Raw genomic sequence first — 14,749 nt, 5'->3', positions numbered from 1 at the left:
CTATTCCTTGTGAATCAGGGTTCGCAACGAGACGCCGTGGGCCTTGCGATCCCAGGTTCGAGGTCCAAGTGGACGACGTCTCAATGCGCCTCGCTGCACTTTGTGCGTGGCACTGCGCGGCAGTTCGTCCAGTTGTTCGATGTACCGCGGCACCATGAAGTGTGGCAATAGGCCGGCGAGATGCCCAAGCAGCTCCTGGGGCAGCAGCTCCATGCCTGGATGCAGCACTACGCACAATCGAATGTCGTCGTCGCTAGCGAACTCTGAAGGCGTTCCCACAGCCGCCGCCTCGGCTACGAATGGGTGTTGGAGCGCTGCCACTTCGATGTCATAGGAAGCTATGTTCTCGGCACGACGGCGAATACGGTCCGAAGTGCGGTCCACAAAATAAACGTTGCCGCTCTCGTCCATATACCCCGAGTCACCCGTGTGGAACCACAGGTTGCGCCAAGCCTCCACCGTCTTATCAGGCATGCCGATGTAGCCTTGCATCAGCGTCCACGGATGCTTATTCCGTACGACGAACTCACCCGTCTGCCCAGTTGGCACAGGCCGATCGGTCGACGGATCCACGACGCAGAAATCGAACCAATCGCCGTCGACCCGACCGCACGAGCCTTCACGCAACGGCTCGTCGAATGAACACCAAAGGGGTATGCCGACCTCTGTCATGCCCCAGACTTCGATGCCACGCACGCCAAAACGCGCCTCGAACGCGGCCGCGATGTGGCGAGGAAACGGCGCACTGCAGATGGCCCGCAACTGGTGCTCGCGATCAGCGGACGAATCTGGCTGGGCGAAGATCATCTCGAGCATGGGGCCGTGAGCGCCACTGAGCGTGGCACCGCTGTCACGCACGCGCTGCAGCCACTGCGCCGGATCGAAGGCATTGTCCAGCACCAGCTTCGCACCTACGGCGGCGCAGGCAAGCACCTGCATGAACTTACCCGCCATGTGATAGAGCGGGTGGAAGCTGTAATAAATGTCATCCGGCCCGATGCGGAAATTCTTCGCCGTCTGGCGAGCCAGCAAGACGACTTGCGCGTGCGGCATCATCACGCCCTTGGCGGCCCCCGTGGTGCCCGAGGTATAGATCACGCTGGCGATATCGCTAGGAACCGGAAGAGCGATCTCATAACTGGCAGGCGCCGATGCGATGGCCTGGTCGTAGTCCTGTAAGCGAAAACGCCAGGGCATCCAGTCGACCCCGCCCTGCACTTCGGCCAGACCAAGCACGAACACGCTTTCCAAATGCTGGAGTTCTCCTTCGCTCGCCCTGAGCAGGGGCAGAGACTCAGCGGACATAATCAGAACGCGCGCGCGAACCTGGTTGAGCGCATGCTCAAAACTGGCGCCACGGTAGCCGCTGTTGATAGTCACATCGATGGCGCCGAGCACGTTGGCGCCCAGCCAGGCGAACACGGCATCCGGTCCATTAGGCAGCAGGATGACCACCGCGTCGCCAGGTCCGACGCCGCTGGCTCGTAGACCGGCTGCGACTTTGCACGCCCGCGTCCAGACTTCACCGTAGCTATAGGTTGCGCCTCCAACCATTTGCAGGAAAGGCCGTCCTGGCGCGCGCTCGACTTGAGTACGGAGCAACTCGCTCACTGTCCAGCATTCCATATCTTCATTCATTGCAGCCACCGCCCTTCCAGTCGCCCGCCGCGGCGCTCGTGCGCGCTTCGTCATAGCCAATTTCGGCTAGCACGGCCCGGGTGTGCTCACCCAGTCGCGGCGGCCCGCGGCGCACCGTGTGCGGCGTGCGCGACAGACGTAGCGGGTGGTCGATAACACGCATATCGTCCTGCCCAGCCACAGGCACCGCGCGTACCATGCCGTTGTGCGCGAGTTGCGGCATCCGCAGAGTCTTACGGAATTCGAGCACCGGCGCGGAAAGGATGCCCACGCGCTGGAGACGCTCGACGGCATCGGCCACGGGCCGCGCACGGAAAGCCGGAGCCAGACGCGCCACAATGTCTTCGCGCCGGGCCAACTGTTCTGCGGCCGTCGGCACCTGAAGTTCGACGCTCAGATCGTCCAGTTCCAGTGCCTGGCAGATCAGTTGCAGAGGGTTGTCGCGGAAGAAGCCGAGCACAGTCAGCCATCCGTCACTCGCTTCGATGGGAAAGTTGAGCGCGCGGTCCAGCCAGCGTGTTTCGACGCCATAATTAAGTTCGGCCGCGGCCTCCAGGCTTTGAATGGACACTGCCGTATCCAGTAGCGAAACTGTGACCTTTTGGCCTTGGCCGGACCGGGCACGTTCCATCAGCGCCAGCAGAATGCCCTGTACCAACAGCATGCCGGAAGCATAGTCAGACAGCGGAGCATTGACGTACTGCGGCTGCGCCTTTGGCTTGGCGGCGATGCCACTGATCGACTGTATGAGAATATCCTGCCCAGCCATCTTGGCCCAGGGCCCAGATTCACCAAAACCACTTGCGGCAGCGTAGACCAGACGGGGATTGAGCGCAGCCATATCCTCATAGCCAAGGCCAAGTTTTTCCATCACGCCAGGACGGTAGTTGTGCACCAATACGTCGGCTGTCTTCACGAGCGCGCGCAGCGCTTCCATGCCGGCTCGCTGTTTGAGGTCTAGACAGACCGACTCCTTATTGCGATTAGCTGCAGCGAAGTAACTGCTCATCAAACCGCGCTCGCTGGCGTAGAAATCGCCCGCGCGTAGCGGATCGCCGAGTGGCCCGCGTTCGATCTTGATGACGCGCGCGCCGAAGTCACCCAGGCATTGACCGGCAAGCGGCCCCTGGTAGACCTCGCACAGTTCGAGCACCGTCAGGCCCTGTAAGATAGTGGACATAATGCACCCCTCAGGCCGGAACGTCGTAGACGTCCTTGGCGATCATCAGACGCTGAATCTGATTGGTGCCTTCCCAGATCTGCGTGACCTTTGCGTCTCGCATCATGCGTTCGACAGCGTAGTCCTCCAGGTAGCCATATCCGCCGTGTAGTTGCACCGCGTCAGTAGTGACCGCCATCGCTGCATCAGAGCACAGCACCTTTGCAATGGATGCCAGCATCTTGGCCTGCGGATCTCCGGCTTGGTACAGTGATACAGCACGGTGCAGTGTGGCGCGGGCTGACTCGACCCTGATGGCCATGTCGGCCACCATACTGCGCACCATTTGGAAGCGCGCGATCGGCTTACCGAACTGCTCGCGCTCGCCTGTGTAGCGTAGTGTCTCTTCGAGCGCACCGGCGGCGATGCCCAACGCATGCGACGCGATATGCAGGCGCGAGCGCAACAGCGCCTGGGTGATGTACTCGGCGCCGCGTTCGGGATCCCCCAGCAGACGGTCAGCTGGCAGCTTGACAGCGTCGAGGATGACGTCTGAAGTGGGGCTTCCGCGCATGCCCATCTTTCGCTCGGGTGCTCCGAATGAAACCCCTGGATCGTTCTTGTGAACTAGAAACAAGCCGAAGCGCTTCTCCGTCGTTCGGGCAAAGATCAAATACCACTCTGCCCAGCCGCCGTTGGTGATGAAGCGCTTGGTGCCGTCGAGCACCCAGCCGCTGCCGTCACGTACTGCGCGCGTAGTCGCTCCCATCAGGTCGGAGCCCCCCTTAGGCTCGGTCAATCCCCAGGCGCAGCGGGCCTCGCCGCGCGTGATCTGCGGAACGATCTCACGCTGCTGGGCCTCAGTTCCGTAGTCCATCACCGCCATAAGGATCCAGCAGCTCGAGACCGTCAACGCGGTGGAAGCGCAGACCCGCGAAAGCTCCTCGATCATGATGCACTGACTGAGCATGTCGCCGTCCTGTCCGCCCAAGCTCTCGGGATACGGCAGACCTGGGAGGCCCAGGGCCAAACTGGCCTCGAAGGCCTCGATCGGGGGACGCTTCTCGCGATCGACCGCGGCCGCGTAGGGCGCCACCTTGTCGCTTGCAAAGCGGCGCATGGTGTCACGGAAGGCTGCATAGGCTTGGCTGTCGCTGAGGTTCATATCGTGATTTCTCCAGAAGTCGATGAGGCGCCGTGTGATGGCATAGGTACGGTTTTCGGTGATTCGTACAGCGGTGGCGGCCAGGCATGACGACTGTCATGGCCACGTTCACGCTCCGACCGGGGGCTGGCCCGTTCAATTTCTTCTGGCGACAGGCCGGCAGCGGCCAAGACTTGGGTAGAGCGATCGGTTGTGTCAGTGGGCGCGATCGTCAGCGGCGTACGGCTGAACCGCGGCACCGCGGGCATCTGATCGGCGCTTGCTTCCGGGTGGCGCTCGAGGATATGGGGGTGCTGCCATGCCTCATAGGAGCTCAGCACCGGAAATACGCAGACATCGCGTCCGGCGAAATGCGCCGCCCATTCGTCGCGCGTGCGCTGCATAAAGGCGTTGCAGAAGACAGCCTCGATCCGCGGCCATTCGGCCATGTCCATCTGATCAGGAGGCGCACCGCCTACCAGATCGGCCCAGAGCACGGCAAAAAACTGCGGCTCCAAGGCCCCGACCGAAACATACAGACCATCCTTGCAAGCGTAGCAACGATAGTATGGCGCAGCACCCGAAAGCCACCCCCGTCCACGTGCAGGAGCAGTTGCGCTGCCCCATACAGATGAGTGCATGGCCATTAGCGAAAGACAGCCATCCACCATCGCAGCATCAATGTGTTGTCCTCGTCCGGAGCGCACGCGTTCATACAGCGCTGCGAGGATGCCGATGGTCGCCACCAGACTACCACCGGCGAAGTCAGCGATGAGGTTTAATGGGACCGTCGGTGGTCCATTCACTGGACCGATGGATCCAAGCAAGCCCGTCAGGGCTAGATAGTTGAGATCGTGGCCTGCCTCCTGCGCCAATGGGCCGCTCTGGCCGTAACCTGTCAACGAGCAGTAGATCAACCCCGGGTTAATCTTCGAAAGAGACTCGTAGCCCGCGCCCAGACGCCCAGCCACGCCAGGGCGAAAGCCCTCGACGAACACATCGGCAGTGCGGACCAGGCGCTGAAGGGCAGCGCGCCCCGCCTCAGATTTGAGATCTAGCGCAATGAAATGCTTGCCGCGCGAGAACGACGACACTGGCAGCCCTGCCCGACCACCGCCAATCACAATTACCTCGGCGCCCAGATCGGCCAAGAGTAGCGTGCAGTATGGACCTGGCGCAAGCCGCGACATGTCAAGCACGCGAACGCCTGTCAACGGCTTGAGGCCAGATGCCTTGTGCGTCATACCGGGACTCCGACTTCCGCCACGTCGTGCAGGGCATCGACCGCCAGCACAAAGAAGCCCTGCCCGAAGAGCGTCCAATCAAAAGGCACTCCCGGACCGCCTGGAGGTACGGCTACACCAGGCACCTTTCCGGAAGGTTCCACCGCGCCAGCCACTACGTCGACCGCCCTACGGGCACATGTCAGTTCTTCAGAGCCCAGGAGGCCGAGACGCACCGCTTTCGCTACGGCATAGGCGTACATCAGGGAACCTGAGGCCTCTAGGTTTGAACGCGTATCGTCGAGCACGTGGCAGAAATAGCCCGATGCATCTTGATACGGGGTCATGGCATTCAAGACATCGACCACAGTCTTGCGGACAAATGAAGCTCTATCGTGTTCGGGTGCGATCTCCAGCAGATCCACGCCTGCACAAACCAGCCAGCCGTTACCACGCGTCCAGAAGGTAGATTGTGGATAGTGGTCTGGCTTCTCGCACCATGCGTGGCGTACTAGTTTCTTGCGCGGGTCGAGAAGATGCGCGACATGCACCTCGAACTGCAAAAAGGCTTCATCCACTGCAAACGCACGACCTGTAATTTTCCCGTACAGGGCAAGGAATGGACTCATCAGATAAGTGAAGTCCACCCACAATTCCGGTCCTTCTGCGCGCGCCCAAACGCCGCCATCGCTCGTGCGTGGCGCCGCCATAAGGGCCTCCGCCTGACGGGTGGCAGCGGAAAGGAAGCGCGCATTAGGACTGCGCTGATGACTCAGTAGCAGCGGATAACCGAGTGCGGATGAAAGACTCGCCAGCGGGGTGAAGCTTCGGACATGCCCAGCAGTCAGTCCTTGAACCGTGTCGGCATAGCCCAAATTGCCGTCGGAGCGCTGGGTTGCCACGGCTCGGGAGAGCCATAAATCAGCGACCTCCACATTCCTTCCGGCACGCAGCGCCGCAGTGATTACCGCAGCTTTGGTCCAGCAATCTCGCTCGCTACCATTCAGAAAAGCGAACTGCAAAACCCGCTCAGCCAACTGATTTTCAGCCATCATATTATTCCTTTTACATACCGGCTGGCTAGTTTGCTTTAAGCAAAAAAAAGACACCCAGGGTTTACCCTTCAGTTGTCTCGCACGCGACGTGAGGTTTCAAAAATGTGCCATCTGCTGCTGCGTGCAGCCTATGAACAGAGGTGATGAGGAAACAGCGCCCTACAGCCATCAATGATGGCCAAGTCCATCATGATGCAAGCGTTCACGCCTTGGGCGAGTCTGCAAAGCCCCTGTTGTCGGGCCCGCCTGGTGCCACAACGAACATAGGTCACTCAATTTCCTCGCAAGGCCTCGCGTCCCGGCGCAAAATTCACACCGCGTGCAGACTTGGTTCAGGCAGTGCAGCGCTTTGGCGCCATTCAAGCGCACTTGTCCCTGCGCGGTCATGTTGCGCGGCCTGGCAACCAACAGTTGGCTCAGCGCAAACAGCATCGGCAGCCTCGCCGTTTTCCTCTTCCGACACCGGTAGCGCTCCTCGACCCACACGCTGGCCCTGAGTGGCTCAGCCTTCTCCAGCAGTTTGTGAAGCTCACGCTAGGGATCGAGCGCCTTGCGCTTGTCAAAGTCCCGGTAGCCGGCATCACCCCAAGCAGCTTTTCTCCTTGCCGTGCAGCCCCCCTTGCTGCCTGCGCCAAATCGTTGACGTTGGCGGACGCACGTTTGACCGAACGCCTAGTGGCCGGTGCGCGCGACGGGTGAAGGTGGCAATGAGGGCCACCAATGCGGGGGACCTTTTCATCTCGTCAAGGAATTCATCCCTGCTGGGCTTCTTGGACAGCTGCTCCCGGCCCTTGGGGAACTGATCAATGCGGAAACTATCTTGGATGCCAGGCGCTGACCGCAGCACAAACTGGGTAGGCTTTTTTCAGACCTCCCCTGTAGTGAATCAACTCACAAGGGCGCAGGCTCAAAAACCGAGAAACCCTCAGAAGGCTTCGCCATCACCTCCCCGCGAATATTCTAGATTGTGCACTCCCCACTCCCCACTCCCCACTCCCAGATCACTGGATCAATGTCTGCCCAAAAGAGGATAGATGCCTGAATCTGTCGCAGCGAATACCATTGCAATGTGAGAAACACCACCCAATTCTGGCGCGACCCGGCCGTGCCCTACGCGGAAAGTCGCCGGGCTTGCAACAGCAGAATTTGCTACAAGGCTCATAGCCATCCCACATTCTCTATCGGCGCGGTTGATCAAGGCCGCAGTATCTTCACAGGAGCAAGTGGCGGCTCGGTCAGCCTGAGCTCCGGAAGTGTTGTTTTCGTCCCGGCGTCCCGTGTTCATGCCTGTAACCCTGCGTCAGGTACGGCATGGAGTTACCAAATGCTGCATCTGGACGCAGCTTGGATAGGAGCTGTCCGACACGAATACGCACAAGAAAAATCGGGGGCCCATTTCGAACGGATCCGAATCATCGATGAACCTCATGTCTTTGCACGTTTCTGTCGCCTCAATGCGATGTTGTTCTCTCAAGCCGACCCGTATGAGAAGGAAGTGGCTCTAATCGAGTTCATCGGGGAATGCGATGGAGCGCTTGGCCTGCACATTGACGAGCCAGTCGTACCGGCGCGAGTGAACAGCCTACTCCGCCCCGTTCTGGAATTCTTGCATCAGGAGGCGACGCCCATCGTAGAGCTTGCCGAATTAGCGCGTTTGGCCGGCATAAGCCGCTACCAATTGATACGGACGTTCCGGACTGCCACCGGCATGACCCCTCATGCATGGCTGTTGAATCGACGCGTGAACCTTGGGCGAAAGCGGATCCTAGCGGGCGAGAACATTGCCGCGGTGGCCTACGATCTGGGTTTCGCAGATCAGGCCCACTTTCAGCGCGTCTTCAAGGCCCACGCCGGGGTTACGCCAGGCGCTTTCCGAGCCTGAGATCACTGCAATTTTCTTCAATACTGGGGGCATCAAAATCGGCAAAGTCGAATGCAAATTGCTCGACTTTGCCGACTTGAATGCAGCCTTTTCTTATGATTGCCGCAGCGCACTTTCTGGCGCTGCTCTCCCCTGGCCCAGACTTTTTTCTGGTGGCGCGGACTTCACTGTCTACTGGCTGGCGGGTGGCCAGCGGCACCTGTTTAGGGATCGCACTGGCCAACGGCGTTTTCATCGTGGCCGCCTTTGCTGGCACGACAACTATGCAGACCGAAAGTGGGACGTTCGTTGCCCTGCAACTTGCAGGCTGCGCCTACCTGCTCTATCTAGGTACCGTGTTCGTACGCCACGCAGGCACCAATGCCTTGGAAATCACGCCGGACCAAGGATATGGTCTTCCACGACAGGCGTCGCCGGTCACCGCATGGTGGCGCGCCGCTGGCATGGGATTTCTGTCCGGCATACTCAATCCGAAAAATGCACTGTTCTACGCGAGCTTGGCAGCGATGCTGACGGGACCGCACGCCAGCATGGGCTGGAAGGTGATCTATGGCACCTGGATGTTCAGTGCCGTTCTGCTCTGGGATTTTTTTGTAGCAGTCATGATTGGTAATCAGACCGTCCTGGATCGGTTCGCAAAGACGTTGCCGTGGCTGGAACGCATCTCCGGTGTTGTTCTGGTGCTGTTTGCACTCGGCGTCATCGGGATTCTTCTTACACGCTAAGGATTCGAGCGTCATTGCCTTGACGCTGAAGAACATCACTGCTGAGCCCACCAGTGGGCTGCGTACAGCCAGCCCGAAGTGGCGATAACCCGATTGGCCGCTGCACGAAGTATATCGGTCGTCAAACTTCCGCGGCCCCACTGGCACCTCGCCACGGACCGCTTCCCCATCACTAGGGCTGTCGTTTTCCGATCCAATGACGACGTTCGGCTTAATGGGAGCCGATCATTCAACGCCGAATGTCCGCATCTGCGTTACCGCCTTGGTGCGCAAGCTCGGCATTAGGTATTGGAGAGCTTCCACACTAGAGCGATGCTGCCACATTGGCCAGCTATTCAGGCAAGTGGCAGACCGCTTCAATGTTGTTGCCTTCAGGGTCAATGACAAATGCTCCGTAATAGTTTGCGTGATAGTCCGGTCGGAGCCCAGGTGCACCGTTATCTTTCCCGCCAGCGGCTATGGCCGCGCTGTAAAAGGCATCTACTTGCGCACGACTTTTTGCTCGCCATGCTAGGTGGCACCCGGTGGTTGCAGATGCGCCGCCGTATGGCGAAGGCCCGTCGATGAACCACACGTCGGCCTTCTTGCCATCAGGCTCAGATGCGTCTGGATAGGCAAGTCCCAGCATGTTTGAGCCGTAACGACCTTCGAAACATACGCTGTAGCCCAGCGGTTCTAGAGCGGCGCTATAAAACGCCTTGGTGCGACTGATATCTATAACGCGGAATGTCATATGGTCAAGCATGCGGGTCCTCCTGAAGTTAACTCGACGTGTGGTGCGGCGCCGAAATACTGAATAAAACAACAGTACTGTTTTAGCATACAGCAATTTTGCGAGATACCAGATGGGAGTGCGGACGAAGACTTGGACTACCAGGAGGTAGTTCATGTATTCCTACGCAGACAGAATATGAGCCGTTGAGCTCTACATCAAGCTCGGCAAACGCGTAAGCCCGCTTCGTGTGGTCGCGGACGCCTTAAATATCACCACGCCGCATAGCACAAGGCAAGGGCCAGCAACAACACCGCCAGAGCCCCCTCGTAATGCCGCAGTTCACCCAACAGCAGTTCTGCGACCTGACCAAAGAACCAATCGACACTGGTCAGCAGTGCAGCCCAGCCCCCCGCACCCAGTGCATTGGAGAACGCGAAACGCTCCCACCGCATGCCGCTGGCACCGATCAACACGGGCCCAGCGATTCGGCAGCCGTAAAGAAATCGCACCGTGAGCACTACCCACGCACCGCGGCGGGCCAATCGCTCGTCCTTTTATCTCGGTGACGCACTGATCGAGAGTCTTCAATGTATATTGAAGACACCATGATCTCGGGGTTGGCCCATCGGTCCAATGGCTCAAATCGGGCCTTCAGCACGCTGATTGTCTCAACCCACAGGGCGCAGCTCAGGGGGGTCACCATATAGCGATCCTCGTAGCTGATCGAAACGATCGATCTGTCAATTAGCAGGCCGTTGAGCAGGTCTTGCGGGTTGACTGCAGCCCAGAATCGAGTGCCGAACGCCATGCAGGGGCCGTCCAGTTCTCCCGTAATTTCAATCGCCCGCGCTCCGGCAGAATTTAGCGGGGGCAATTTCACCAATAGGCTCGTCAACGTTGGGCAAGAGCTGGGCGCAGCGACCAGTGGAAGTGCGCCCAATGCCCCCCGTTGATTTCCACGCAGGAATGGCCCACTAACCCCCAGGATGGTTACGGTTACATGGAAATCAACACTGCATACATTGCATCGGAGGTCCCCTATGAAGCGCATCAAGGTTTCTCTCATAGCCATACTTGTCCTGCTGACTTCGCTATGGCTGGCTGCCGACACATTGCTTCCCGAACCCTTCAACTATTTCTCATTTCGCAGCGTTTTTATTCAGTTCAGCGGGGTACTCAGCATCGGTCTGATGAGTATCGCCATGCTGCTGGCGTTGCGGTCCAAATGGCTGGATCGCCATTTGAATGGCCTCGACAAGATGTACCGTCTGCACAAGTGGCTAGGTATCTGTGCCTTGGTGGCGGCCGTGCTTCATTGGTGGTTGGCAAAGGGAACCAAGTGGATGGTCGGTTGGGGCTGGCTGGAGAGGCCCGCGCGCAAACCGAATGCAGGAGAGACCCTGGGCGCCATCGAAGGCTGGTTGCGCGGCCAGCGGGGCTTGGCGGAATCCATCGGCGAATGGATGTTCTATGTCGCTGCAGTGTTGATCGTTCTGGCACTGATCCGACGTTTTCCCTACCACCTTTTCGTCAAAACCCACAAATGGCTTGCGGCAGCGTACCTGGCTCTGGCCTATCACTCCGCCGTGCTGACCAAGTTCGATTACTGGACGCAGCCGATTGGCTGGTTACTAGCAGCCTTGATGCTCGGAGGCAGCATCGCCGCCGTGCTGGCCCTGTTTGGCCAAATTGGGGCAGGTAGCAAAGTGCAGGGCACTATCGAGTCCCTGACTGAGTACCCCGCCCTGCGGGTGCTGGAAACCACGGTCATGCTCAACGACGGCTGGCCCGGCCATGCCGCGGGTCAATTCGCCTTTGTTACTTCAGACAAGAACGAAGGCCCACACCCTTACACCATCGCCTCTGCATGGAACCGTTCAAATCCTCGCCTGACCTTCATCACCAAGGCCCTAGGCGACCACACCAGCCATTTGCGGGAACGCTTGAAGATCGACCTGCCGGTCACGGTGGAAGGACCCTATGGCTGCTTTGATTTCGAGGACACGCAGCCGCACCAGATCTGGATCGGCGCAGGCATCGGTATCACACCCTTCGTCGCCCGTCTCAAGCACCGAGCAGCCAACCCGGATACCAGGACAATCGATTTGTTTCATCCGAGTGCCGACTTTGAACAGGCCGCGATAGACCGTCTCACAGCAGATGCAGCTGCCGCAGGGGTGCGGCTGCATCTGCTGGTCGACGGCAAGGATGGCAGGCTCAACGGAGAACGCATCAGGACAGCTGTGCCGCACTGGCGCTCAGCCAGTGTATGGTTCTGCGGCCCGGCTGGGTTTGGACAGGCCCTGCGCGATGATTTCTGCGCCAACGGACTGCCTGATGAAAGGTTTCATCAAGAACTGTTTGAAATGCGTTGATAACACTCCGATTTCAACAGGCCTTAAGGGATTCATCCTGGATATTTACTGAAGGCAAGGCTGTGGCAGCTCTCTAACAAGCGGCTGAAATACTGGTTTGACCACCTGTGGCCAAGAACATTGACTGTTCAAAACGGGTGGGGCAGGTTTGCGTGGAAATCAGCGTTCTGCCGACTCCAAGCCAGTCAGCTGACGCATACGTTTTCCCGATTTTCCGCTTGGCGCCTGCGGTCAATACGCAGGCGTTCGCAGTCATAGTGGCCTCTCAGCAGATGCGGCATAGTGACTCCATTGACTCACTGCATTTGCCACCGTCACTTATGAACGCACTATTCCAGCTCCTGATCGGCACCTCGATGGTGAACGGCGCCCAATCCGCTGCGCTGGCGGCTGAAGTGTTCACGCCGCCTTCGTCCACCCGCTTCCTGGCAGTCTGCGAAGGTCAAATCGCCTACGACGACACCGGCGGCAGCGGCCCGCTGGTCCTGGCCATCCCGGGCATGTGCGACCTGCGCTCTGAATTCCGCGCGCTGCGCCCGCTACTGCAGCAGGCTGGCTACCGCGTAGTAACGATGGATGTGCGCGGCCACGGAGAGACCTCGGCCCACTGGGGCGACTACTCGGCGCATGCCATCGGCCGCGACGCGCTGGCTCTGATCGAGCACCTTGGTGATAGCCAGGCCGTGATTTTGGGGAACTCGTTTGCCGCCGGGTCGGCACTTTGGGCCGCGCACGAAGCGCCCGCCCGAGTGCGCGGCATCGCACTGCTTGGCCCAATCGTACGCGATGGCCCGCTGTCGTAGCTCGCAAGGACCGCAGTCGCTGTAGGCTTCGGCGGCCCTTGGCGCGTAGCGTTCTGGATGGCCTACTGGAACAGCCTGTTCCCGTCCCGCAAGCCAGCCGGCCATGCCGGAGCCAAGGCGGCGCTTGCCGCCAACCTGCGCGAGCCTGGCCGGATGGCCGCGCTGCGCAAGATGGTCAGCCTGTCCAAGACGGACACTGAGTCCATCCTGGGGAGCGGCCGCGTGCCGGCGCTGGTGGTGATGGGGACGCGGGACCCAGACTTCCCAGACGCCGCCGCCGAAGCTAGTTGGCTGGGCGAGGTTCTGGGCACCGAGCCGCTGATCGTAGAGGGCGCCGGCCACTACCCGCACCTGGAGATGCCCGAGCGCGTAGCGCCAGCCCTCATGGACTTTCTTGCGCGCCTCTATGCATCCTGATCCAGACGGCTGCACAGTGCGATTACCCTTCGTATCGTCAGTGCCTAGCGCGGCGCACGGCGGCCGGCGTGGTGCCAGTCCAGCACTTGAAGGCGCGGTGAAAGGGGCTGGGCTCGGCGAAGCCCAGCAGGTAGGCCACCTCGCCGAGCGTCAGACGCTCGTCGGCGATGTAGCGCATGGCCAGTTCGTGCCGTACCTCGTCCACCAGTTTTGCGAAACACGTGCCTGCAGCGTCTAGCCTGCGCTGCAGGCTGCGTTCGCTCAGATGCAGGCGCTGCGCCACAGACTTCAGCGTGATCGGCCCGTTGGCCATGCCATCGGCCAGTTGGCGCCGCACCTGTGCGCTGATGTTCTCATGCGCCGGCACATGGACCGCTAACAACTGCTCGGCATGGGCAGTGATGATGCGCGATAGTGCTGGATCGGCGGCTGACACAGGGCGATCAAGCAGGTCGCTGGACAGCACCAGACAGGACACCGGCGCGTCAAAGCGCGGCATCACGCCGAAAAGCGCCCGGTAGGCATCCCCATCGCCGAACGCAGAGTGTGCGAACTCGACTGCCAGCGCTCGAACCGCCTGGTCGCCGATCTGCGAGGCCACCACCACCAGCGACCCCAACGTGAACTCCGCAGCCTGCCGGCAAGGCCGCGATCCAGCGGCATCAAAGCGATGCCTAATATGCACCGCCTCACCTGCCGGGACGACCTCGAAACTTGCAAGATCGTGGACCAGTCGGTTGTATCGGGACAGGCGCTGCAGTGCCGTGCGCAGATCGGGGGCTGTGCGCACGGCGTAGTCAAGCACGTCGAAGGCCCCGGGGCGAACTGCGGCCGCTGCATGCAGACCAAAGAGCGGGTCGCCCGTCAGCTCGGAGGCTCGCTCCCACAACCGCTCCTCAACGGCCAGCGGAATCCGTGCCTCGGGATCGTTCAGCCAGTCCGGCATAAATCCCGCCTCGGTCATCAGTCGCGGTGCATCCACACCTTGAACGGCGGCCACCTGAACGATCATCGCCCCAATACGAGCGGAGACATGTGCAGTGCGCGCGCGAATGGGCATTCGTCGGATGGCTCGGGAATAGGGACTCGAGCATCGCATCGCTGCTCGCTCACGGAAGGAGCCAACGGCCAAGAATAATGGTCTCTATCGGCTGAAGGCAGTACATGTTCTACGGCGTGGTGGCCGGTGACAAGGCTCATCGCGATGAGCGCCGACAAGCTCACGACAAAGATCATTGACCGTGACAAGCTGCCATGACCGGAATCCAGTCGAACCTCGGGCCTCCCTCTATTTCGCTCCAACGACGGTCTATGCCGATTGACTACCGCCTTCGCTAGGGGCAAACCCTTAAAGCAATGTGCACCAGGTGCACGCGGTTTACGCCTTTAGGTGGTGCACACACAATCCGCTGCAAACCAGTCGACCCTCCGCGTCACCAACGAATCGCACCATGGCACACATCACATCTCGGATCAACTTCGCGGCCGAAATCGACACCGAGATCGATCCAGCGAACCCAACATTGGTCAACTCGCTTGGGGGTGCTGATGGACTTCCACCAACCATTAACGAACTCGCCCACATGATCGTCTCAACTTTCTCGATCGGGATC

At 59.9% G+C, this 14,749-nt stretch carries 11 protein-coding genes and 1 pseudogene; 4 read left to right on the top strand and 8 right to left on the bottom strand.

Features of this window, described 5'->3' with window-relative positions; genetic code table 11:
* From ACDELDRAFT_RS01560 to ACDELDRAFT_RS01540, 5 genes are read right to left on the bottom strand one after another with little or no spacing between them, the layout of a single operon-like run.
* Positions 1-1,611 (bottom strand): AMP-binding protein, encoded by a 1,611-nt coding sequence (locus ACDELDRAFT_RS01560; protein WP_198403194.1) that lies wholly within the window; start codon positions 1,609-1,611, stop codon positions 1-3.
* 19 nt (positions 1,612-1,630) lie between these two features.
* Positions 1,631-2,818 (bottom strand): CaiB/BaiF CoA transferase family protein, encoded by a 1,188-nt coding sequence (locus ACDELDRAFT_RS01555; protein ID WP_005792977.1) that lies wholly within the window; start codon positions 2,816-2,818, stop codon positions 1,631-1,633.
* Between the two features lie 10 nt (positions 2,819-2,828).
* Positions 2,829-3,962, bottom strand: a complete 1,134-nt coding sequence (locus ACDELDRAFT_RS01550) for an acyl-CoA dehydrogenase family protein (protein WP_005792976.1) — start codon at positions 3,960-3,962, stop codon at positions 2,829-2,831.
* Complete coding sequence (locus tag ACDELDRAFT_RS01545) at positions 3,959-5,185, bottom strand: CaiB/BaiF CoA transferase family protein (protein WP_005792975.1); 1,227 nt, start codon at positions 5,183-5,185, stop codon at positions 3,959-3,961. The genes ACDELDRAFT_RS01550 and ACDELDRAFT_RS01545 overlap by 4 nt, the downstream gene beginning before the upstream one ends.
* Entirely contained in the window at positions 5,182-6,219 is a 1,038-nt protein-coding gene (locus tag ACDELDRAFT_RS01540) for a glycoside hydrolase family 88 protein (RefSeq protein ID WP_005792974.1), read from the bottom strand. Before ACDELDRAFT_RS01540 ends, ACDELDRAFT_RS01545 begins: the two co-directional genes overlap by 4 nt.
* 1,069 nt (positions 6,220-7,288) lie before the next feature.
* Between ACDELDRAFT_RS01540 and ACDELDRAFT_RS01535 the strand changes: the two genes are divergently transcribed.
* A complete protein-coding gene (locus ACDELDRAFT_RS01535) occupies positions 7,289-8,101 on the top strand; it encodes a helix-turn-helix transcriptional regulator (RefSeq protein WP_040327710.1) in 813 nt (270 codons plus the stop codon).
* Positions 8,102-8,196: 95 nt separating this feature from the next.
* Entirely contained in the window at positions 8,197-8,826 is a 630-nt protein-coding gene (locus ACDELDRAFT_RS01530; RefSeq protein WP_005792972.1) for a LysE family translocator, read from the top strand.
* Between the two features lie 331 nt (positions 8,827-9,157).
* On the opposite strand, the gene ACDELDRAFT_RS23835 is transcribed toward ACDELDRAFT_RS01530, so the two are convergent.
* Together ACDELDRAFT_RS23835 and ACDELDRAFT_RS01525 are read right to left on the bottom strand one after the other, a co-directional pair.
* A complete protein-coding gene (locus ACDELDRAFT_RS23835) occupies positions 9,158-9,571 on the bottom strand; it encodes a VOC family protein (RefSeq protein WP_005792971.1) in 414 nt (137 codons plus the stop codon).
* 239 nt (positions 9,572-9,810) lie between these two features.
* Positions 9,811-10,014, bottom strand: coding sequence for a hypothetical protein (locus ACDELDRAFT_RS01525; RefSeq protein ID WP_157764849.1), 204 nt, complete (start codon positions 10,012-10,014; stop codon positions 9,811-9,813).
* 567 nt (positions 10,015-10,581) lie between these two features.
* On the opposite strand from ACDELDRAFT_RS01525, the gene ACDELDRAFT_RS01515 reads away from it, so the two are divergent.
* Together ACDELDRAFT_RS01515 and ACDELDRAFT_RS26065 are read left to right on the top strand one after the other, a co-directional pair.
* Positions 10,582-11,916 (top strand): ferredoxin reductase family protein, encoded by a 1,335-nt coding sequence (locus tag ACDELDRAFT_RS01515; protein ID WP_005792968.1) that lies wholly within the window; start codon positions 10,582-10,584, stop codon positions 11,914-11,916.
* Positions 11,917-12,188: 272 nt separating this feature from the next.
* Positions 12,189-13,136 (top strand): annotated as a pseudogene (locus tag ACDELDRAFT_RS26065) (alpha/beta fold hydrolase).
* Between the two features lie 37 nt (positions 13,137-13,173).
* On the opposite strand, the gene ACDELDRAFT_RS23510 reads toward ACDELDRAFT_RS26065, so the two are convergent.
* Positions 13,174-14,196 carry an AraC family transcriptional regulator gene (locus ACDELDRAFT_RS23510; protein ID WP_198403193.1) on the bottom strand — a complete coding sequence of 341 codons (1,023 nt, stop codon included), beginning with the start codon at positions 14,194-14,196 and terminating at the stop codon, positions 13,174-13,176.
* Between the last annotated feature and the right edge of the window lie 553 nt (positions 14,197-14,749).

It is taken from the genome of Acidovorax delafieldii 2AN (assembly GCF_000175235.1).
Classification (GTDB): Bacteria; Pseudomonadota; Gammaproteobacteria; order Burkholderiales; family Burkholderiaceae_C; genus Acidovorax; species Acidovorax delafieldii_B.
The sequence above is the reverse complement of the archived record's forward strand: the minus strand, read 5'-3'. Positions and strand labels throughout refer to the sequence as shown.

Excerpts from the sequence above, each read along its gene's own strand:
- ACDELDRAFT_RS01555 (WP_005792977.1), bottom strand. The coding sequence starts at position 2,818 with ATGTCCACTATCTTACAGGGCCTGACGGTGCTCGAACTGTGCGAGGTC.
- ACDELDRAFT_RS01550 (WP_005792976.1), bottom strand. The coding sequence starts at position 3,962 with ATGAACCTCAGCGACAGCCAAGCCTATGCAGCCTTCCGTGACACCATG.
- ACDELDRAFT_RS01545 (WP_005792975.1), bottom strand. The coding sequence starts at position 5,185 with ATGACGCACAAGGCATCTGGCCTCAAGCCGTTGACAGGCGTTCGCGTG.
- ACDELDRAFT_RS01540 (WP_005792974.1), bottom strand. The coding sequence starts at position 6,219 with ATGATGGCTGAAAATCAGTTGGCTGAGCGGGTTTTGCAGTTCGCTTTT.
- ACDELDRAFT_RS01530 (WP_005792972.1), top strand. The coding sequence starts at position 8,197 with ATGATTGCCGCAGCGCACTTTCTGGCGCTGCTCTCCCCTGGCCCAGAC.
- ACDELDRAFT_RS23835 (WP_005792971.1), bottom strand. The coding sequence starts at position 9,571 with ATGCTTGACCATATGACATTCCGCGTTATAGATATCAGTCGCACCAAG.
- ACDELDRAFT_RS01515 (WP_005792968.1), top strand. The coding sequence starts at position 10,582 with ATGAAGCGCATCAAGGTTTCTCTCATAGCCATACTTGTCCTGCTGACT.
- ACDELDRAFT_RS23510 (WP_198403193.1), bottom strand. The coding sequence starts at position 14,196 with ATGCCCATTCGCGCGCGCACTGCACATGTCTCCGCTCGTATTGGGGCG.